The sequence below is a fragment of the Maribellus mangrovi genome (assembly GCF_037646455.1).
GTDB lineage: Bacteria > Bacteroidota > Bacteroidia > Bacteroidales > Prolixibacteraceae > Draconibacterium > Draconibacterium mangrovi_A.
Genome location: NZ_JBBIXN010000001.1, coordinates 769,542 through 790,155, shown reverse-complemented (window position 1 = coordinate 790,155; position 20,614 = coordinate 769,542). Strand labels below are relative to the sequence as shown.

20 protein-coding genes are annotated in these 20,614 nt (G+C 41.0%); 7 read left to right on the top strand and 13 right to left on the bottom strand.

Annotated features, from left to right (window positions below; genetic code table 11):
- Positions 1-1,056: a sensor histidine kinase gene (locus tag WFY05_RS03040; RefSeq protein WP_340111248.1), complete on the bottom strand. Its 1,056-nt coding sequence runs from the start codon at positions 1,054-1,056 to the stop codon at positions 1-3.
- Between the two features lie 246 nt (positions 1,057-1,302).
- Between WFY05_RS03040 and WFY05_RS03035 the strand changes: the two genes are divergently transcribed.
- Positions 1,303-1,716 (top strand): MotA/TolQ/ExbB proton channel family protein, encoded by a 414-nt coding sequence (locus tag WFY05_RS03035; protein ID WP_340111247.1) that lies wholly within the window; start codon positions 1,303-1,305, stop codon positions 1,714-1,716.
- Between the two features lie 83 nt (positions 1,717-1,799).
- On the opposite strand, the gene WFY05_RS03030 is transcribed toward WFY05_RS03035, so the two are convergent.
- The 6 genes from WFY05_RS03030 to WFY05_RS03005 all read right to left on the bottom strand — a co-directional run bounded on the left by WFY05_RS03030 (position 1,800) and on the right by WFY05_RS03005 (position 8,189).
- On the bottom strand, positions 1,800-2,765 hold the full coding sequence (locus WFY05_RS03030) for an ester cyclase (protein WP_340111246.1): 966 nt from the start codon (positions 2,763-2,765) through the stop codon (positions 1,800-1,802).
- 115 nt (positions 2,766-2,880) lie between these two features.
- Entirely contained in the window at positions 2,881-5,052 is a 2,172-nt protein-coding gene (locus WFY05_RS03025; RefSeq protein ID WP_340111245.1) for a hybrid sensor histidine kinase/response regulator transcription factor, read from the bottom strand.
- 153 nt (positions 5,053-5,205) lie between these two features.
- Positions 5,206-5,892, bottom strand: a complete 687-nt coding sequence (locus WFY05_RS03020) for a lipid-A-disaccharide synthase N-terminal domain-containing protein (protein ID WP_340111244.1) — start codon at positions 5,890-5,892, stop codon at positions 5,206-5,208.
- Positions 5,893-5,951: 59 nt separating this feature from the next.
- Complete coding sequence (gene rnc / locus WFY05_RS03015; protein ID WP_340111243.1) at positions 5,952-6,683, bottom strand: ribonuclease III; 732 nt, start codon at positions 6,681-6,683, stop codon at positions 5,952-5,954.
- Between the two features lie 6 nt (positions 6,684-6,689).
- Positions 6,690-7,931, bottom strand: coding sequence for a beta-ketoacyl-ACP synthase II (fabF, locus tag WFY05_RS03010; RefSeq protein ID WP_340111242.1), 1,242 nt, complete (start codon positions 7,929-7,931; stop codon positions 6,690-6,692).
- A 21-nt stretch (positions 7,932-7,952) separates the two neighbouring features.
- Complete coding sequence (locus WFY05_RS03005) at positions 7,953-8,189, bottom strand: acyl carrier protein (RefSeq protein ID WP_340111241.1); 237 nt, start codon at positions 8,187-8,189, stop codon at positions 7,953-7,955.
- Between the two features lie 184 nt (positions 8,190-8,373).
- Here WFY05_RS03005 and purN point away from each other — a divergent pair, with 184 nt between their 5' ends.
- The 3 genes from purN (at position 8,374) to rprY (ending at position 11,298) form a co-directional block, all read left to right on the top strand.
- Complete coding sequence (purN, locus tag WFY05_RS03000) at positions 8,374-8,943, top strand: phosphoribosylglycinamide formyltransferase (protein ID WP_340111240.1); 570 nt, start codon at positions 8,374-8,376, stop codon at positions 8,941-8,943.
- Positions 8,944-9,055: 112 nt separating this feature from the next.
- Positions 9,056-10,606, top strand: coding sequence for a sensor histidine kinase (locus tag WFY05_RS02995; RefSeq protein WP_340111239.1), 1,551 nt, complete (start codon positions 9,056-9,058; stop codon positions 10,604-10,606).
- Positions 10,607-10,608: 2 nt separating this feature from the next.
- Complete coding sequence (gene rprY / locus WFY05_RS02990) at positions 10,609-11,298, top strand: response regulator transcription factor RprY (protein ID WP_340111238.1); 690 nt, start codon at positions 10,609-10,611, stop codon at positions 11,296-11,298.
- A gap of 66 nt (positions 11,299-11,364) precedes the next feature.
- Here rprY and lepA read toward each other — a convergent pair whose 3' ends face one another.
- The 3 genes from lepA to WFY05_RS02975 form a co-directional block, all read right to left on the bottom strand.
- Positions 11,365-13,149 carry a translation elongation factor 4 gene (gene lepA, locus WFY05_RS02985; protein ID WP_340111237.1) on the bottom strand — a complete coding sequence of 595 codons (1,785 nt, stop codon included), beginning with the start codon at positions 13,147-13,149 and terminating at the stop codon, positions 11,365-11,367.
- 153 nt (positions 13,150-13,302) lie between these two features.
- Complete coding sequence (locus tag WFY05_RS02980) at positions 13,303-13,800, bottom strand: putative molybdenum carrier protein (protein WP_340111236.1); 498 nt, start codon at positions 13,798-13,800, stop codon at positions 13,303-13,305.
- Positions 13,801-13,953: 153 nt separating this feature from the next.
- Complete coding sequence (locus WFY05_RS02975; RefSeq protein WP_340111235.1) at positions 13,954-14,958, bottom strand: aldo/keto reductase; 1,005 nt, start codon at positions 14,956-14,958, stop codon at positions 13,954-13,956.
- A gap of 172 nt (positions 14,959-15,130) precedes the next feature.
- Between WFY05_RS02975 and WFY05_RS02970 the strand changes: the two genes are divergently transcribed.
- Both WFY05_RS02970 and WFY05_RS02965 read left to right on the top strand, forming a co-directional pair.
- Complete coding sequence (locus WFY05_RS02970) at positions 15,131-16,426, top strand: serine hydrolase domain-containing protein (RefSeq protein ID WP_340111234.1); 1,296 nt, start codon at positions 15,131-15,133, stop codon at positions 16,424-16,426.
- Between the two features lie 33 nt (positions 16,427-16,459).
- Positions 16,460-16,900: a GNAT family N-acetyltransferase gene (locus tag WFY05_RS02965; RefSeq protein ID WP_340111233.1), complete on the top strand. Its 441-nt coding sequence runs from the start codon at positions 16,460-16,462 to the stop codon at positions 16,898-16,900.
- Between the two features lie 28 nt (positions 16,901-16,928).
- On the opposite strand, the gene WFY05_RS02960 is transcribed toward WFY05_RS02965, so the two are convergent.
- From WFY05_RS02960 to WFY05_RS02950, 3 genes are all read right to left on the bottom strand, one after another.
- Positions 16,929-17,090, bottom strand: a complete 162-nt coding sequence (locus WFY05_RS02960; RefSeq protein WP_340111232.1) for a hypothetical protein — start codon at positions 17,088-17,090, stop codon at positions 16,929-16,931.
- Positions 17,091-17,514: 424 nt separating this feature from the next.
- Positions 17,515-18,180, bottom strand: coding sequence for a transaldolase family protein (locus WFY05_RS02955; RefSeq protein ID WP_340111231.1), 666 nt, complete (start codon positions 18,178-18,180; stop codon positions 17,515-17,517).
- Between the two features lie 140 nt (positions 18,181-18,320).
- Positions 18,321-19,337, bottom strand: coding sequence for a pirin family protein (locus WFY05_RS02950; protein WP_340111230.1), 1,017 nt, complete (start codon positions 19,335-19,337; stop codon positions 18,321-18,323).
- Between the two features lie 408 nt (positions 19,338-19,745).
- On the opposite strand from WFY05_RS02950, the gene WFY05_RS02945 reads away from it, so the two are divergent.
- Positions 19,746-20,591, top strand: coding sequence for an SDR family oxidoreductase (locus WFY05_RS02945; protein ID WP_340111229.1), 846 nt, complete (start codon positions 19,746-19,748; stop codon positions 20,589-20,591).
- The last annotated feature ends 23 nt before the right edge of the window (positions 20,592-20,614 follow it).

Below are 20,614 nucleotides of genomic sequence, written 5' to 3'. Positions count from 1 at the left end.
TTATTCCTCCAGTTTAAGCATTAAATTTACAGAAAAAGTTTCATCCTTTTCTTCCACTTCCAGCATGTATTTGCCGGGATACAGCAAATCGAGACGGCGTTGCACATTGGCCATCCCAATACCTCCCGATTTGTCTTCGCCTTTTTTTACCATTGGATTCCGAGAATTTTCAATCTGAAAGGACAAGTTCTTTCCGGAAAGAGAAAGCTTGATTTGTACAAAGGCAATTCCGGGAAAATGACTGACCCCGTGCTTAAAAGCGTTTTCAATATAAGGCAGCAAAATCAGCGGGGCTATTTTGAGCTTTCCGGTGTCTTCCGGAAATTCAGCATTTAATTCCAGTTTTTGGGAATAACGTATTTTCTCTATTTCGATGTAATTCTTCAGGTTATTTAAATCTTCTGAAAGAGGAACCTGAGGAGCATCGCACCGGTAAAGTATATAATCGAGAATTTCTGACAACTGCAGCACCAGTTTGGGTGCTTCGTCCGATTTCTCGAGGGTGAGTCCGTAAAGGTTGTTTAAGGTATTGAACAGAAAATGCGGATGAACCTGGGCTTTCAACAGTTTAAGTTCAGCTTCTTTTAGTTTAAGTTTTGTGGTCAGCTGTGCTTTTTCCAGTTCATTTTTTTCCTGTTGCATATAAAAAGCGCGTTTCACCTGCTTGATGGCGATGGCAAGAAATACGATAAAGTTCAGCGAGATCACTTGCAATTCAGGATGAAGAACGGCCGGTTCGAGCGAGGCTTCTGTGTTCAGAATATTTATTAAAGCATAAAAAACAATAAGAAAAGAAAGCCAGGTGGAACCCAGTATGGTGAACAGGCTAAAATAGGTAAACCTGAAATATTTCTGATTTGAGAGGTACTTCGGGATTAGCAAGTAGTTGAAAAGGTACGTTTCGAAGATGGCAACGGGCAGCAGTCCAAGCGTAAAAATGAGCGAAACCTTTGGAAATTCGCTGTTCAATCGGAACACGAAATAATAAAAGTAACCAACGATCAGCCAAAAAAACACGTGCAAAGTGATTCTTGATTTTTGAGATTTGCTGAGCATCAATATAATATGTTGAAGTTTTTCCGACATTTACAATAAAAACTGAAAATTAAGGATGAATTTTATGAAACGGAAATTCAATCGTTAAAAGGTTAAAAATTGTGGCTGAACAACCAAAAGTTGGCGTAAACGGTAATTCGCTTCTGAAATGTAACCGAACCGTGGTTTTGTGTTGTTCAACGATTAAAGTACGATGGAATGGGATATCGGGCGTAGCTTGCAGTAAGAACTTTAAAAACAAAAGAAATGATTGAATTGGATGAAGCACAAACAGGATTTGGATACATGATGGCAGCCTACAGATACGGCGGACCATTTATGCATCTGATAACAATTTTAGGACTTCTGGCACTTGGAATCACCGTTTGGAAGGTCGTTGAAATTGTTGGGAAAAAAGACATGAACACACGCTTGCTCGACCTGATAAAAATGTCGGGATCATTGGCACTGGCCATTGGTTTTTTATCGCAAGTTGTTGGAATTGTTCAGGCGCTTGAGGCCATAAGAGCTGCCGCCGATGTATCGCCGCAAATTGTAATGCGGGGAGCCATCGTAAGTTTTTACGCTCCCATCTGGGGATTGATCATATTCGTTTTCTCCATGCTTTTTTATTACGTACTGAAGGTCGTAATCAAAGCCAAAAAGCCGGAAAATAATTAAACAGTGTAAAAAAATCCCGGATCCAGGTTGGATTCCGGGATTTGCATTTGGGAAATAATTTTTTTGCTGAAATAGTATTCAAGCTATAGCATAACACCAATAAGTTGCATAAATGTATTCCAGTCCCAATAGTCTTTGTTCCATATAATTTTTCCGTCTTCAATTTCCATAACTGAAGCTCCCAGCATCTCGAAATATTTATCGGTAGGCGGAATTCCCATGTACGGCCAACCCACTGTATTTGTTGCTTTCCAAATCCACACTACTGCAGCATATTGTTCGTTGGCTACAACTGAAACAATATCAAACTGGGAGTCGGGTACTCCGCTGACTGTTCCATTAATATACATTGCAAGGTCGACTTTATTGGTAAAAGTGCGGCCCGATGTTACTTCGGTGTACACAAAATCATCTGCAAACAACGAATTGAGCATGTCGGCATCATGGGCATTAAATGCATCTATAAAGGCTTCGGCAATTGCTTCATTCTGAGTTGCCAGTTCAGATTCATTACCATGGCTGCAACCCACATTTGAAATCATACCATCCATGTGCATGTACATCGAAGTAATGTTCATAGGATCGTCGGCATAGCCTGTAAATTCGGCAGTTCCACCGGCTTGACTAAATCTGCCGGTACCACCATTAAAATCAATGTGGCCGCTTATTTCATTATCAAGAATACTAAAAGATCCTGACAGGATATATTTCAGCAGATCTCCGTTAGCCGCACAAACGGCACCAAACATTTCCCACGAAATGGTCCAGGTTTGTTCATCCATTTCAACCGATATGGTGTACCAGGTACTTTCATCAATATCCAGTTTTCCCAAATGAGAAATCGTGCCGGATAAAGTTCCAAATACAGGAATACCATTTAACGATTCGGTGACATGAGATTGAGCATCGCCTTTAATTGGAACCATTTTTAGTTGGGCAGATTTAAGTTCGTTGTCGATTTCCGATTTGGGGAGTAGTGAGTTGTTTACGTCGCAACCTGTAAATACCAGACTAAGAATAAACATGAATAGAAATATGAGATTTTTCATAACATAAAATTTAAAGGGTTATAAATAAGTTGTTTCCAACTAATTTATGTTAAAGGTGGGAGCACAGCATTGGTATTTTTCTCAAATGTTTTGGAATTTGTATCAGGGGAGATTTTCAGGTTTTATTTTTATTGACTTCGCTCGGAGAACAACCAAATTCTTCGTGGAATACAGCACTAAAATGAGAAAGGTTTTTAAATCCGGTGGCGAATGCCGCTTCGGTAACGTTTATTCCTTCTGATGCCAATAGTTGTTTTGCTTTCTGAAGTCGATACGAACGGACATATTTTCCAACAGAAGTGTTGGTAAGGGCTTTAAATTTCCGGTACAACTGTGGGCGGCTCATGTTAAATGCCAAACAAATATCGGGTACGCCAAAATCTTCGTTTTCAATATTTTTTTCGAGCAGAGCGTTCAGTTTCCCCATAAACTTTAATTCCTGTCGGTATTCCTGTTTTCCGTCCGGGACAACCTGAGCGACTCCGAGCTTTAACTGCATTTTCCGGCGGATTTCAAGCAGGTTATGCAGTTTTAAAACTAATTCCTGTTTGTTAAAAGGTTTTACAAGGTAATGATCGGCACCAATTTCCAGACCCGATATTTTTGAGTCAAAATCGCCGCGTGCAGTCAGAACAATTACAGGAATATGATCAGTACGAATATCACTTTTTAAATGATCTATCATCTCAAAACCATCCATTTCAGGCATCATTACATCGGTTAAAATAAGGTCCGGGATATGTGAAATTGCCTTCTCCAGTCCTTGTTTTCCATTCAGAGCCAGTTCGAGTTGGTAGTTGCTTTCCAAAACCGAAACCAAATATTCCAACACATCTTCATTGTCCTCCACAATTAAGAGTAAAGGTTTATCAGGTTGATAATTTTGAAGTTTTTCAACTGCACTTTCTTTGTGAATAAAAGTGACAAGTTGCTCATCGACACTTTTAATGTTCGAAAATCCATCATCCTCGGCGATGGATGCTGTCTTTTTTATGGGAAGACTTACTGTAAAAATCGAGCCTTTGCCGGGATCACTGCTAACCGTAATTTTTCCTTTCATTAATTCAACTAACTCGTGTGTAACTGCCAGCCCAAGACCGGTTCCCGGAGTTTGGGAATCATTTTCCCTTACCCGATAAAATCGATCGAAAATATGAGGTAGTTCTTTTTCTGGAATTCCACATCCGGTATCGGTTACCAGGATCAGAACGCAAGGCCCGTCGTCGGTTCTTTTTTCTGAAACAGAAACGGAAATACTTCCTCCCGGTTTAGTGAATTTAATGGCATTTGAAAGCAGATTGGCTAAGACTTCCATCAATTTCTCAGGATCGTAATCAGTGAAAATATTTTCATCGATCGATTGAATTTTTAATTCAACTCTATTTGTTTCGGCAAGACTCTCGAACTGTGAGGTTATGTATTGAATGTATTTTCCAATGTTACCGTGAATTTCATTCAATTGAATACCTTTCGCCTGAATCTTTGAGATATCAAGCATTTGTTTTATAAGCCGAAGCAGAATGTTACTTTGGATTTTAATTTTTTGTGCTTCGTTTTTGTTTTGATTGCCGGGCCTTTCAGTCATTTGTTCCGCTATTCCGTTAATAATGGTCAGAGGTGTTCTGAATTCGTGTGAAACATTGGTGTAAAGAAGTGTTTTTGCTTCATCCAGTTTTTTAAGTTTTTCCGCTTCGGCTTTTTCATAGCGGCTTTTATCTTTCATGAACAGCACGACTAAAAAAAGAATGCATGCATTGATCCAGACAGCGAGAAAAACAAATGCCCGTGTGTTAACTTCGGCTGTAATATAATCCGGAGTATGGAGGTACGGTTCAGCAATACCTAAAGCAATAATGGTGGAACAGTACAACACGAACATGGCTATTGTCCAGCGAAGATTGCCTGCCAAAACTGAACCCATGGCACAGTTAATACCAACGAATACTAACCCAAGAGAATTGCTTAAACCTCCCGTTTGCAGCATGGCTAAGAATACTATAATTGTGAAAAAGGAGAATGTGATATTAATGACAAGGTCGAAACGACGAACACGAGTGTAAAGGATAAGTGCTACTATATAACCAACAAGAAAACCCAAGCCAGACCAGGTGATAGGCCAAAGATTAAGAAAGAAAAGAAAGTAGACGATAGAGGCAATAACTCCTAAAAGTGTCGATAATATCCAAATCCAGGCCCAGCGTTTCCTAAGTTGTTCTTCAGGGCTTAGTCTGGCATCGGCAAGGTGTCGATCGATTTTTTCAAGCAGTATTGCGGTATTGAGTTTCAATTTCAGTCCTCCCGGAATTTGTATTCAGGTTTTATGAAACTTTAGTACTTACAATTTACTAAAAAATGACACAAGGTACTGTAACCCAGACAGGTTTTATAACAGGTTAAGTCATTCGAAATAGAGTTTTACGGTTGATTTTAAACGACGTCCTTATTTTATTTTATCCGAAACTTTTCCGATAAGTTTATTCAGAACCGGAATTTTATTGAGCCGGGTAAAAAGGCTGCCTTTGCCAAAATGCAGCAGAATGTTTCGCAAATAGATAAAAAGTCCGAGGCTGTGTGCAGCGAATAATACAGGATCGAGGCGTGTGATGGAATAGGTAAAAATCATCAGTGAACCGGCGGTGCTTATGATCCAGAATCCAAGAGGGAGTATCGATTCTTTTTCCTTTTCGGAATAAATCCACTGGTAAAAAAAACGGGAAATGAAAACGATTTGTGCCACGGTTCCCCACACCATCCAGAATAAAGTTACATCCTCGTTTTTTACAATCGAGTTCAGTCCGCCATAAAAAATTAGCCAGGCAAGGTAAGCCAGTGGAACAATGACAGCGAGACTTTTTGATACCCAGTGCATTTTTTGCCAGGCCTTCTTTAACTGAAGGTTTCTGATGTAAATGCTGTAAACTAAAAACTGGCCTACTACAATGGCAAAGTCGCCACGAAGTATCCCATAGGTAAGCATAAGTACAGAGCCTACCAAACTGATCTGCCAATAGATTACCGGGGAAATCACTTCGCCTTCCTGCTCCGATTTGAACCATTGGGCAATGGTACGAAAGAAAAACAGGCCCTGCGCCAGGAATCCAATACCTATGATCAGAATATTATCCATGTGACTTTTTTATGTGGGCGCAAAATTAAAAAGATTAAGGTAGCAAGAGTATATGATCCCTATAATTTGTCGATCTTTTCGAGTGTGACGCGTGCAGCGTTCTGGTGGGCTTCTTTTTTCGAACTCCCCGTACCGGTTCCCACCTTTTCGTTGTCGATTTTTACTACAGCGGTAAACTTCGGCTGTTTCATGTTGTCGTCGGTTTCTTCGGTGGTTTCAAATTCCAGCTCGCGTTTGGTTTTTTGACTCCATTCGATCAACTGGCTTTTAAAGTTCGAGTCTTCCTGTTCAATTTCGTTGAGATCAACAAATTGCGGGAGAATTTTTTTTGTCACAAAGAATTTGGCTGCCTGGTAGTCGCGATCAAGGTAAATGGCGCCGATAAGGGCTTCCAGAGCATCGCCGAAAATGTGGCTTTTATCAATTTTTTTAGTGGTATTCGATTCGATAAAAACATGCAGCCCCATGTCGTGAGTAAGTTGGGTAAGAATAGCCCGGTTGACCAGTTTTGATCGGGTTTTGGTAAGAAAACCCTCGTCTTCATGTGGAAATCGGTTGTACAGGAAATCGGCAATAATGGCACCTAAAATGGCATCGCCAAGGTACTCGAGGCGTTCGTTGTTTACCAGGTTGCCTTGCGAATCGACAACCGATGCCGATTTGTGAATAAAAGCGAGGTCGTACAACCGAAGGTTTTGGGGATAAAAACCCAGCAGGTCTTTTAAAAACAAATAAAACTCTTTCCGTTCAGACGAAAAGAGTTTTACTCGTTGTACTATTTTTCTAACCACGGTTTCCTATAGTTTTTTGAAAACCACAGTAGCGTTGTGTCCACCAAACCCAAATGTATTGCTGATTGCAATATTTAAATCCTTCTCTTTAGCAGTGTTGAATGTGAAATCCATTCTGCTGTCAATTTCAGGATCGTCGGTGAAGTGGTTAATAGTCGGTGGTACGATATTGTTTCTCAATGCCAAAATGCTGGCCAGTCCTTCCACTGCTCCGGCCGCACCAAGGAGGTGACCGGTCATTGATTTGGTTGCACTGATGCTAACATTGTAAGCATGATCGCCAAATGCCTTAATAATGGCTTTGGGTTCGGCAATATCGCCAAGAGGTGTCGATGTTCCATGAACATTAATGTAATCCACATCTTCAGGTTTGATTCCGGCATCTTCCAATGCCCACTTCATAACCAGGTAAGCTCCACGACCGTCTGGATCGGGTGCTGTCATGTGGAACGCATCAGCCGACATTCCTCCACCGGCTAACTCGGCATAAATGGTGGCGCCTCGTTTAACTGCCAACTCGTATTCTTCGAGTACAAATGCAGCGGATCCTTCGCCCATAACAAAACCATCGCGGTCTTTATCGAATGGGCGTGAGGCAGTAAGCGGATCATCGTTACGAGTCGAAATGGCCCGCATCGAATTGAACCCTGCAATACCGGCTTCGTTAACACCTGCTTCAGAACCACCTGTAACCATAATATCAGCTTTACCCATACGAATCATGTTAAAAGCATCTATCATGGCGTGCGATGCCGAAGCGCAGGCACTAACCGTGGTATAGTTTGGTCCTCTGAATCCGTATTTGATAGAGATTAAACCACCAGCTATGTTCGCAATCATTTTTGGAATGAAAAACGGAGAGAAGCGCGGGCGGTCCTCGCTGAAGGCTCTTACTTCCCGGTGGAAAGTTTCAAGGCCTCCAATTCCAGCCCCCCAAATAACGCCAACCCTGTCACCGTCAACTTTTTCCAAATCTAGTCCACTGTCTTTTACAGCCTGGGCCGAACTTGCAAAAGCATACAATGTGTACGGATCGTGTTTACGAACCTCCTTTTTTTCAACGTATTCAAGTGGGTCGAAATTTTTTACTTCACAAGCAAACCTGGTGGTAAAATTGGAAGCATCGAAGTGAGTAATAGGCGCAGCGCCACTCAATCCATTTTTTAAATTCGCCCAGAATTCCTGAACGGAGTTTCCCAAAGGATTAACGGTTCCAACACCCGTTATTACTACCCGTTTTAATTCCATAAAATGAAAAATATGAGAAGTTTACTTTACTGCAGATTCAATGTGTGCGACGGCTTCGCCTACTGTAGAGATTTTTTCAGCCTCGTCATCAGGGATGGCCAGGTCGAACTCTTTTTCGAATTCCATGATTAATTCTACAGTGTCAAGTGAATCGGCACCTAAATCGTTAGTGAAAGATGCTTCTGGAGTAACTTCACTTTCGTCAACGCCAAGTTTATCAACGATTATCGCTTTTACTTTTGCTGCAACGTCAGACATAATTCTTAATTTTAATTAATACTAAATTTTGTTTTAAATAATTCGCTGCAAAGTAATACATTTACGGTTTAAACTTCCAAGAAAATTCTTAAAAAAGATATAAACGGTTGAACTAGCTAATATTCTAAATAGCTAAATTTGAATTGTTTGTTTAAAAGTTCGAAAAAGGAAAATGAAGCAGAAAATGAAGGAAAAGAGAATAGCAATATTTGCATCGGGTTCGGGAACAAATGCCGAAAATATATTTACTTATTTTTCGGATAATGAGCAGGTTGCTATCGATTCGCTGTGGTCGAACAAAGCTGGTGCATATGCACTCGAGCGGGCACGTAAATTTGGGGTGGAAAGCTTTGTGTTTAACCGGAGTGAATTTTATAATACCGACCAAATTGTTGAAACTTTAAGAAAACGTAAAGTCGATTTAATTGTACTGGCGGGTTTTCTTTGGCTGATTCCGGAAAACCTCATACGAAACTTCACAATAGTTAATATTCACCCGGCTTTATTGCCCAAATACGGTGGTAAAGGTATGTATGGAATGAATGTGCATAAAGCAGTGGTGGAAAATGGCGATAAGGAATCGGGCATTTCTATTCATTATGTAAATGAAAACTACGATGAAGGAAAAATGATTTTCCAGGCCACCTGCCCGGTTTTGCCCGGCGATACTCCCGAAGAAGTGGCTCGAAAAGTGCACGCACTGGAATACGAACATTTCCCCAAAGTGATTGAGAAGGTGCTTTCTGAAGCATAGTTTGGCATTTCGTTTGCACGCTGCAGGTTAATAAGTTTTACATTTGCACATATCCTGTTAAATAATGTTAAGCTGGTTTCACACGGCATAGCATTAAAATTATCTTTGAAGCATGAGTCGTAAGATGTTGATATCATTAATCGTATTGATGGCCATTGTACTGTCGGGGTTGATACTGGTACAAACATCAATGATTAAATCAGCTTCCGATATTCGTGAGGAACAGTTTGACCAATTGGTTCGTAACGTGCTCGTTTTTGTTGCCGACCAACTTGAGCAGGAAGAGGAACGACTGGCGAGAATAAGTGCTCAGCGAGGAGAATTACCAGGTTTTGATAATCCAATAGAAGGTTTTGGGAATGTCTTCCCGCGTGGCAGTTATGATGGAACACCGGGGATGATGAGTTTAAGTTTTAGTTATTCGCAGCAAGGACCCACCGGGATTTACAAAGAAGAATTAAAAATTTCTGCGCTGGATACTTCTCAGACAAAATCTTTGATTGGCGGTCTGAAGGGGTTTATGGAACAAAGCATGGAGCAACAGGAGCGTAGAAAACAATGGCTTAGGAATACGGATTGGAAAAGCTACAAAATACTATTGGAGGACCGTCCCATTGAAAGGCGAATCGATTCCACACGTTTGGTTCAGTTTCTTGAAACAGGTTTAAAGGCTACCGAAATTAATTTGCCCTATAAATTTTCGATTACCAATTCGAATTTGGGTAGACAGTCTGTTATTATGGGCGATAAGGATTTCGATTTACGGAATTCCGACATATCATCTCAAACTCTGTTTCAAAACGATTACGACGGACCAAAACCCAATTACCTGAATATCTATTTTCCACACCGAAAAAGGTATTTGCTGAAACAAACGGGACTGACAATCATACCGACTATAATATTAACCGGTTTACTGATTGCCATTTTTGCTTACGCCATCATGGTGATTTTCCGTCAGAAGAAGTTGTCGATGGTTAAGAACGACTTTATTAATAATATGACCCACGAGTTGAAAACGCCGATTTCAACCATTTCACTTGCAAGCCAAATGTTGCAGGATGGAAGTATATCGAATACACCTACTACGATCGAGCATGTTTCGAAAGTGATTAATCAGGAAAGTAAACGCTTGAGTTTTCAGGTGGAAAAAGTGCTTCAGATGGCTGTTTTTAATGAGGGACGCCTGAAGCTAAAAATGAAGGACTTCGATATTAATAAGATGGTTGGAACCGTGGCTGCCAACTTCGAATTAAGGGTAAAAAATAAAAACGGCACCTTAACAACAGAGATTAAGGCAGAAAATGCAATTGTTAAGGGGGATGAGGTACATATTACAAATGTTATTTTTAACTTGCTTGATAATGCCATGAAGTACAGCAAAGATGTACCACATATAAAAGTAACTACTGAAAGCCGCAAAGATCAGGTGATGATTTCGGTGGAGGATAACGGAATTGGAATTGCAAAAGAACATCACAATCAGATTTTTGACCGTTTTTTCAGGGTACCAACCGGCAATGTTCACGATGTAAAAGGATTTGGATTAGGATTGAGTTATGTGAAAAAGATTGTGGACTTGCACAATGGATTGATAAAAGTTGAAAGTGCTATAAATAAAGGGACCAAGTTTAAACTTTATTTCCCGCAAATAAATTATTAACCATGGAACAAAAAACAAAACTATTACTGGCCGAAGATGATGAAAACCTTGGACTATTGTTAAAAGAATATTTAGTTGCCAAAGGTTTTGACGCCGATCTTTATCCTGACGGTGAAGCTGCCTACAAAGGATTTATGAAAGAGCATTACGATATTTGCATTCTGGATGTAATGATGCCCAAAAAAGACGGTTTTACACTGGCCAAAGATATCCGCATTGTTAATGCTGATATTCCTGTACTTTTTCTGACGGCCAAAAACATGAAAGATGACGTGTTGGAAGGGTTTAAACTGGGTGCCGATGATTATATCACCAAGCCGTTTAGCATGGAAGAGCTGATCATGCGTATTGAAGCCATTCTGCGGCGAACTTCGCAGGAAGGCCAGTCAAGCTCGCAGCAGGTTTTTACGCTGGGCAAATATACCTTCGATACACGAAAGCAAACACTGTCGGAAGGCGATGATTCGGTGAAGCTAACCACAAAAGAGTCGGAGTTGTTGAAACTGTTATGTCAGAATGCTAACAAGGTTTTGGAACGAAATTATGCTTTGAAATCGATCTGGATCGACGATAATTATTTTAATGCACGCAGTATGGATGTTTACATTACAAAATTGCGTAAACACTTAAAAGATGAAGAATCGGTTGAGATTATTAATGTACACGGTAAAGGCTACAAATTAATTGTTTAATAATTATTCAAATAAATGAAAAATGCCCGGCTACTGCCGGGCATTTTTGTTATGGTATTTTTTTGTTTAATCCAGTTTCAGAACAGCTAAGAACGCCTTTTGCGGCACTTCAACATTTCCCACCTGTTTCATTCTTTTTTTACCTTTCTTTTGCTTCTCGAGCAGTTTACGCTTACGCGTAATATCGCCGCCATAACACTTGGCTGTTACATCCTTTCGTACGGCTTTTACGGTTTCGCGTGCAATAATTTTGGCTCCGATTGCCGCCTGAATAGCAATATCGAATTGCTGTCTTGGAATCAGTTCCTTCAACTTCTCACACATTCTTCGTCCAAAAGGATAAGCATTATCAAAGTGAATAAGCGTTGAAAGGGCATCAACCATCTCGCCGTTTAGTAAGGTATCCAGACGTACCAACTTGGCCGGTTTGTAACCATTCATGTGGTAATCGAACGATGCATAACCTTTCGAGATACTCTTTAGTTTATCGTAAAAATCAAAAACAATTTCACCTAGAGGAATATTGAAAACAAGCTCGGCGCGTTCTGATGTGAGATAATTCTGGCTGACCAATTCGCCACGTTTGTCGAGGCAAAGATTCATTACCGGCCCAATAAATTCAGAGGCAGTAATAATATTAGCCCGAATATACGGTTCAAAAATCTCGTCGATTGTTGTTGAAGATGGCATCCCCGACGGATTGTAAACGGTTGTAGTGGTGCCATCGGTTAATTGAACCTGGTACGAAACGTTAGGAACGGTAGTAATCACGTTCATATCAAATTCCCGCTCTAGTCGTTCCTGTATAATTTCCATGTGCAATAAGCCCAGGAATCCACAGCGAAATCCAAAACCCAAGGCAGCTGACGATTCGGGCTCAAAAGTTAGCGAGGCATCATTCAGCTGAAGTTTATCCATTGCGGCTCTAAGGTCTTCGTAATCTTCGGCATCAATCGGGTAAACACCGGCAAAAACCATGGGTTTTACTTCCTCGAAACCTTCGATGGCAGCACCCGCCTTCTCGACGTGTGTAATAGTATCTCCGACTTTTACTTCTTTTGCGGTCTTAATTCCGGAGATGATATAACCTACATCACCCGGCCCCAGCACATTGCGTGGCTGCAATCCAAGTTTCAGAACGCCAATCTCATCGGCATCGTATTTCCTTCCGGTCGCCACAAATTTTACGAGGTCTTTTTTCCGGATCTGGCCATTCAAAATTTTAAAGTAGGCAATAATCCCACGAAAGGAATTAAATACCGAATCGAATATAAGTGCCTGTAAAGGTGCCTCAGGATTTCCTGTCGGATGAGGTATTTTATGAATAATATGATCAAGAATCTCCTCCACACCTTCGCCGGTTTTTCCACTGGCGCGAATAATGTCTTCCTTTTTGCACCCGATCAGATCAATGATCTGATCTTCCACCACCTCAGGCATGGCGTTGGGCAGGTCCATTTTATTTAATACCGGAATAATTTCCAGGTCGTGTTCAATAGCCAGGTAAAGGTTAGAAATGGTTTGTGCCTGAATTCCCTGGGTGGAATCGATAATCAACAAGGCTCCCTCGCAGGCTGCAATCGATCTTGAAACTTCGTAAGAAAAGTCAACGTGTCCGGGAGTATCAATAAGGTTCAGTTTATATTCTTTTCCATTGTGCACATAATCCATTTGGATGGCGTGACTTTTAATGGTAATACCACGTTCCTGTTCAAGTTCCATACTATCCAGAACCTGGTCGTGCATTTCGCGTTCACCTACCGTTTTTGTGTGCTCAAGCAGGCGATCGGCTAATGTACTTTTACCATGATCGATGTGCGCAATTATGCAAAAATTTCTAATGTTTTCCATTTACCAATCCTTAACAACCATTCAACAAAATGGTTCCTTTAATTTTTCGCAAAGATATTTAAATTTTTAATCTGTGATAGCTTAAAAAAATAAAGCATAAAGGCTTTCATATGTTTCAGAAATGAAGGCCGAAAATGGATGTTTTCTGCTTGTTTATGAGTTTATTGAATTGTTGTTGCTGATCGCATCAATCAGATCAGAAATAATCTGATATGCTGCAGTTGCACTACCCGGTACTTCGCTTTCTCGTGGACCAGCAATATTTAATATTTTTATCTTATTCAGATACATCCAAATCAGAATATTTTTGACAGGTGTTTCAGCAGTTATTTTACGCAGTGGCTTTTTCAAACGGCATGCAATATCGGCAGTAAGTTCTGTACCTGCCGAATGGGCGGATTCGAACATTATAATGGTGCCATCAGCATCTTCAACATTTCTGCGCGTACGGACTGAATATTCCTTTTCTTTTGTTTCTGTAAGCGGATACTTTGTAAGTATAACGCCGTCTTCGGCACGTCGGCCTTTCGGGCACCAACCGCCACAAGGGAATTTTTTATCCAGACATGCATCCAAAATTCCACGATCGACACCAGTTTGTCCTCCGGAAATGATTTTTTGGCACAGTATTTGTAAATTATTTTTTACCATGAAAACAATTGAACGTTTGGAAACAGAAAACGGTTTTTTATGTTTAAATAGTAGAGACAAGAAAATACTTCACAGCAATTTGCTGTTTTTTCATAAGTTTGGTTTAGTTAGGTTTAGTTTTGATCCCGGGGTGTTGACCCCGGGATTTTCTTTTTATACTTCTTTATTTTTAAAATATTCTACTTTCCCGGTTAATGCAATGTCTTTTACCTTATCAACCAGGGCTTCTCTTTCCGATTCAGTGAGTTTCGAAAATGATCGTGCGAGGGCAATTTTTTCGCGCATGAAGGTGGCATTTTCGTTTCCCGAAATTAGCACACTCACGGGAAGCGACCAAACAAAATGCATGGCTTCCTTAATGCTCAGGTAGTTCGGAATTATTGGATCTTCCGATGTCCAGTTGGCTTCTTTCTTGCTCGCAAAGAATCGGCCATCGGCCAACGACTTAATCGACAAAACACCCATATTTCTTTCCAACGCCAGCGGAAATACATTCTTTGTAAAGCTAAAATACACCTGATCCAATACATTCACCGGCATTAAAACCGTATCAAAAATATCACTCTCTTTTGTACGTTCAAGCATCCTGGTATGAGTGAAGGGATTTTGGTGACCGGTAAATCCCAGGTACTTTATTTTTCCGTCTTGTTGGGCTTTCAGCAAAACATCGAGTACTCCATTGGCAATTCGGTCATCAACATCTTTGGGCGTTCGAATTGAATGCACCTGGTATAGATCGAGCTGATCTGTTTTCAACCTTTTTAATGTTCCTTCCAGGTGATTACGCACAGTTTGTGCATCTCCTCCTGTAGATTTGCTCATAATAAAAACCAAATCGCGGTATTTTGGTGTCAGGTATTTGCCGTAACGTTCTTCGCTGCGTCCATTCGAGTAACTTTCAGCAGTATCGAAAAAACGTACACCCCCTTCCAAAGCTGCTTCAATAACTTCCTGGGCATCGCGCTCGGTGGTCCATCCAATGTGGTAACCTCCCGTTCCGAGCATGGTAACCTGTTCTCCTGTTCTGCCCAGTTTACGCATGGGAAGTACTTCTCCAAGGCGGTCGGATGTTGAGTTCTGTGCGAAGCCTGTTGAGGCTAAACTTATTCCGGCAGTGGCGCCGGCAAGCGATTTTAAAAATGTTCGTCTGTTGGCCATTTGGTCTGATTTTTACTGAAATTATTTCAGGTTATGTTAGTTACATATAAAGTTACAAAAAGGAAACGAAATTCAACAATCGAAATAATTAGGTGCTTCAATTCTCCAACCTTTTCAAATTGTGTATCTTCGGATGTTTTATCAAACTCAGTAAAATCAAACCATAATTAATATGAAAAAGCTAATCTTATTCGGACTGGTGCTTTTCCTGGCACACACCCAATTCTATGCACAAACAAAGTCGGCACAAAGATCATCGCAGTTGGAAGAGGCTTCCTGCCAAAGTGTTGGATTATCTCCGGAACGTGTAGCTCGAATCGATAAAATGTGTAAAGAGGAAGTTCAGAAAGGTAATCTTCCCGGCGCTGTTTCGCTGCTTTCGCGGAATGGTAAAATAGTGCATTGGAAAGCATATGGAAGTGCTACGGCCGACGGTCGTGAGATGAAGCGCGACGACATATTCAGAATTGCTTCACAAAGCAAGGCCATTACATCCACCGCAGTTATGATACTGTGGGAAGAAGGAAAATTTCAACTGGATGATCCCATTTCGAAATACATACCTGAATTCAAAGGGCAGCAGGTACTTAAGACTTTTCAGTACAGCGACACTTCCTGGACCGGCGAACCGGTGAAAAACGAAATTACGATAAGGAATTTGTTAACACATACTTCGGGAATCGGTTACGGGGTGATCGATTCGGATGAACGTTTTAAGATGCTTTATCAGAAGGCGGGAGTTACCGATTTATTTACTACTGAAGATATTACCATTGAGGAGAGTGTGAAAAAGTTGGCCAAACTTCCTTTACATCACCAACCGGGAGAAAAGTTTACCTACAGCGAGGGACTTGATGTGCTGGGGTATTTTATTGAAGTAGTTTCAGGAATGCCGTTCGACGAATTCCTGAAGACCCATATTTTCGATCCTCTTGGAATGGATGATACACGTTTTTACCAGCCCGAATCAAAGGCGGAACGGCTGGTTGATGTTCAGCATAAAGTCAATGGTACATGGAAAAAATATCCGGTTACCTTTTACGATACGGACTATCCGATTAAGGGAGCCAAATCATTCTTCTCGGGTGGTGCCGGTCTTTCGAGCACAGCCAAAGATTATGCTGTTTTCCTGCAAATGTATTTGAACGGTGGCGAATACAATGGTATTCGATTACTTAGCCGCAAAACTGTAAATGTTATTCTGAGCAATCAGATCGGCGATATTTGGGGCGAGAATTCTGACAACAAATTTGGCCTTGCTTTTGAACTGGTTACCGAGACGGGCCAAAACAAAGGAGGAAACGGAAGTATGGGAACATTTAGCTGGGGAGGCTATTTCAATACCCAGTATTTTGCCGATCCCGAAGAAAATATCATCGGCATTATCATGAAGCAAACACAAGGAACGGTGCACGATGCTACCGGATGGAAATTCAAGCAGCTCGTATTTCAAACACTCGACGATTAAAAACAATTTTGAATTAAAAGTATTTCATGACTTATGAAAATTGAACTCAGAAAAGCGACAGATAAAGATATCCCAGCCATTTTTGGCTTGATCCGCGAACTCGCAATTTATGAAGACGGACTGGATAGGGTGACTAACTCCGAAGAACAAATGCAGGCCGAAAAAGATTTTTATAACTGCTATCTGGCTGAACATGACGGTAAAATTATTGGAATGGCACTGTACTATTTTGCCTATTATACTTGGGTGGGTAAATCACTTTACCTCGACGACCTTTTTGTGAAGGAAGAATACCGGGGTAAAAAAATCGGTTCGCAACTGATGCAAAAGATGATGGATGTGGCTCGTGAAGAAAAGTGTTCGCGACTGCGCTTACAGGTATTGAACTGGAATTCTTCAGCCATCGAATTTTACAAAAAGAGCGGCTTTATGATCGATCAGGAATGGTACAATTGCGACTATATCGATTTCTAACTATAAGGATTTTTTTGCAAGGCATCGGTTAATCTGTTAGCAACATTTGTTTTACGTTTTCGGTGTTGTCATCATTTGCGGCCGGTTTCAGTTTCAAAATTTCAGCAAACAGGTTGTAAAGGTTCACATTCTCAAAAGTGGTGCTCAAAGTCTTTTTTGAAGGCCAGGCCACTGGCGTACAAAATGGCATGCAACAGCATTAAAATGATTGACTTCTTCACTACTATTTTCCTAAAGCTTCTTTTATTGCTTCTACTGTTTTTGGCGAGTTTCCAACATACAATTGTCCATCGATTTCAAAAACCGGTCGTTTCAAAAATGTGTAATCCATTATTAGCACTTTTTTGAAATCTGTATCTGAATTAACCGGGTGTTTTTCCAACACAGCTTTTTATTTACGGGCGCGCGTTTGTTGATCAGTGCTTCGTAACTCTCTGTGAACGTGTGAGAATGTTCGGCCTGTTCAGCGCTTATCGGCTCAGATTTAATGCCCTGCAGTTCAAACTATCGTCCACCTCAACTTCTTTCATAATACGTCGGCAGGTGTCGCAGGTGGATAGAAAATATACTTTGCGCATTGTTATCTATTAAAATGCGAAGATATTGAAAGTGCATTAAAATTCAATGTCGTAAAGTCCTTCGCCGTCCAATTCAAAATTTTTAACACTGATGTCAGTCATCGGGTGCTTGATCAGTTGCATCAGCAAATCGGGACTTATTGTGGCAGAATGGGCACGCTTCATACTTACACGATAAATCTGGTCGACCGTTTTGAAGCTGGCTGCCAGCACTTTAGTGTCGAGTTTATATTCGATAATATTTTGGGCAATATCGCTCACCACATCAATTCCGTGCGATGAGATATTGTCGAGGCGGCTGACGTAAGGTGCCACAAAATCGGCACCGGCTTTGGCAGCCACAAGTGCCTGTTGCTGGGTGAAAATTGCAGTTGCTGTTACATTAATTCCGGCGTCTTTAAGTATCGACATGGCTTTGTAACCTTGCGGAGTTATCGGGATTTTGGTGTAATAATTGTCCCCCAGGTCAAAGTAGGTTTTGTATTTTTTGGCTTCGCGAACAATATCATCGGCATTCGCACTCATTACCTGAATGTGAATCATGCCATCGCCAATAATTTTCTTTATTTCATCGATGGCTTTCGACAATGTAAGTCCCGATTGTTTTAAAATAGTTGGATTGGTTGTTATTCCTTCAAGTGGAAAGAAATCGTATAATTCCTTTAAGGCTGTTAAGTCAGCCGAATCTGCCATGTAAATCATTTTCTTGTCTTTTGTGTTTCTGATTGTTCTCCGGTTCAGCGAAATTGAACAGTGCAAAGGTCAGCATTCTTTGCCGAACGAGGGGTAAAAACCGAATCTAACGGTAAAAATTTACCTTTTCTTCAGATGCGCAGAGTACATTATTCTTTTACGACTTCTGTTCCATCGGAAAAGTGGGCAAAGCGTTTTTTTGTTTTTTCGAACACCTGGTCGGGACGCGGCCACGGCCAGCCACCAAACTCGGTTTGTCGATATTCCTGAAAAGCCTGCTGAATTTCCGCTTCGGAATTCATCACGAATGGTCCGTATTGAACGACTCTTTCCTGAATGGGTTTTCCCTGAAGGATTAGACAACGACATTGTTTTGCCCCATTTATAATTTCAATGGTTTCCGAAGCTTCAAGTTCTATCGCATTTCCGGGGAGAAAGGTTTCATTTTCAACCTGGATAGAATCTCCTTCAAAAAAGTAAAGCATTCGGTTCACACCCTGGCTGGCAGCAGGAATTTGCCAGCTTGCATTTTCTTCCATACGCACTTGCCAAATGGCAACTTCATTTTCCGGATTAGCTGCCCAGCTATCGGGCGTACATTCCTGTGCGTGCACATCGCCAATCGATCCGGCAACAACATCAACGGTAGTTTTTCGCTGATTCTGATCGGTAAAAACCGGTGCCGGAATATTTTCATCCCAAAGCATTTTATACGAAGGATCGACCATTTTCTTGTTGGCCGGCAAATTCAGCCAAATCTGAAAAAGCTCTGTAGTATTTGGTTTTTCATCGTCGAGCAGGGGGAACATTTCAGAATGCTGCAAGCCACTTCCGGCAGTCATCCACTGAACATCACGGTTGCCATATCTTCCGGCTCCTCCTGCCGAATCTGCATGATCTACCATTCCCTGCATCACAAAGGTCACGGTTTCGAAACCTCGGTGCGGGTGCGCCGGAAATCCCGGAACTTTGTCGCCATGGTACATTCGCCAACCGTCTTTTATAACAAAGTCGTTGCCAATGTTGCGGCCTTGCAGCGAGGCGTCAGGTCCCATCTTTCCATTGGCATTTGGGAAATGATCGAGGTGATGAACACAAAATAAAAAGGGATCGAGCGTGATCCACGGAAAACCGAGTTTATGTTGCTTTATAATTTTATCTGACATGATTTTGAATTTCTTTGAGATTGTATTTACTCAATTGTAGCCTGTGTGAGTTGAACGCGAATCTGACTATATTGTTTGTTTGGTAATTAAACTTTTAAAATTATGTTTTTGCAATTCGTGGCGTAATTATAATGTTAGTTCATCACGGTTCCACTAAGTTCTGATTGTTCTAAAGGCTTGTGGGGAGGGGTGAAATGATTTTTTCTGTAAGTTCGATTTGTTGACTACTCCTTAAAACAAACCCAAAATTCAGCATAAAATCTTTTCTTAAACTAGTTTATGGTAATTGAGATACAAGAGTCTTAATTTTGTGCCTGAAGAAAAAAGTAAAGGTGTTGAAGTCTGATATTCAGAACATCATACAACAATATTTTGTAATATAAGTAGAAACAAATTAAAACAAAGAACATGAAAATTGCAGTAACAGGAGCAACAGGACAATTAGGACGTCTTGTTGTTGAACAGCTTAAAAGTAGAGTATCAACAGAGAATATTATCGCATTGGTACGTAGTCCCGAAAAGGCTACGGATTTGGGTGTCGAGGCGCGCAAGTTTGATTACAGTGAGGCAGGAGAACTGGAAGGTGCCCTTGCCGGAATTGATTCTTTAGTATTAATCTCGGGAAGTGAAGTAGGACTGCGTGCCACTCAACATTCCAATGTTATCGATGCGGCAAAAGCGGCAGGCGTTAAGTGGATTGTTTATACCAGTTTGTTGCACGCCAATTCGTCGACACTGAGTTTGGCAGGTGAGCACATAGCCACCGAGCAAAAACTAAAAGAGTCGGGTATTGAACATACGATTTTGCGCAACGGTTGGTACACTGAAAATTATACGGGATCAATTGAAGGAGCCTTAGCGGGTGGAGCATTTATCGGAAGTGCCGGAGAAGGAAAAATTTCATCGGCAGCCAGAGCCGATTATGCGGAAGCAGCAGCGGTTGCAGTTAGCGACGAAAGTCACAAAAGAAAGACCTATGAACTGGCCGGCGATGAGTTTTACACCCTGACCGGTCTTGCAGCTGAGATTTCTAAGCAGTCAGGTAAAGATATTCCGTACAAAAATTTACTGGAAGAAGATTATGCCAGTGCACTAAAAAGTTTTGGAATTCCGGATGCATTTGCAGGAGCCATAGCAAGTTGGGACGTTAGCGCGTCGAAAGGAGATTTGTTTGACGATTCAAAAGAGTTATCAAAACTTATTGGCCGGGCAACTACACCAATGGCAGAAACAGTAAAAGCAGCCTTGAAATAATATTTAGTAAAGAGATGTAAATG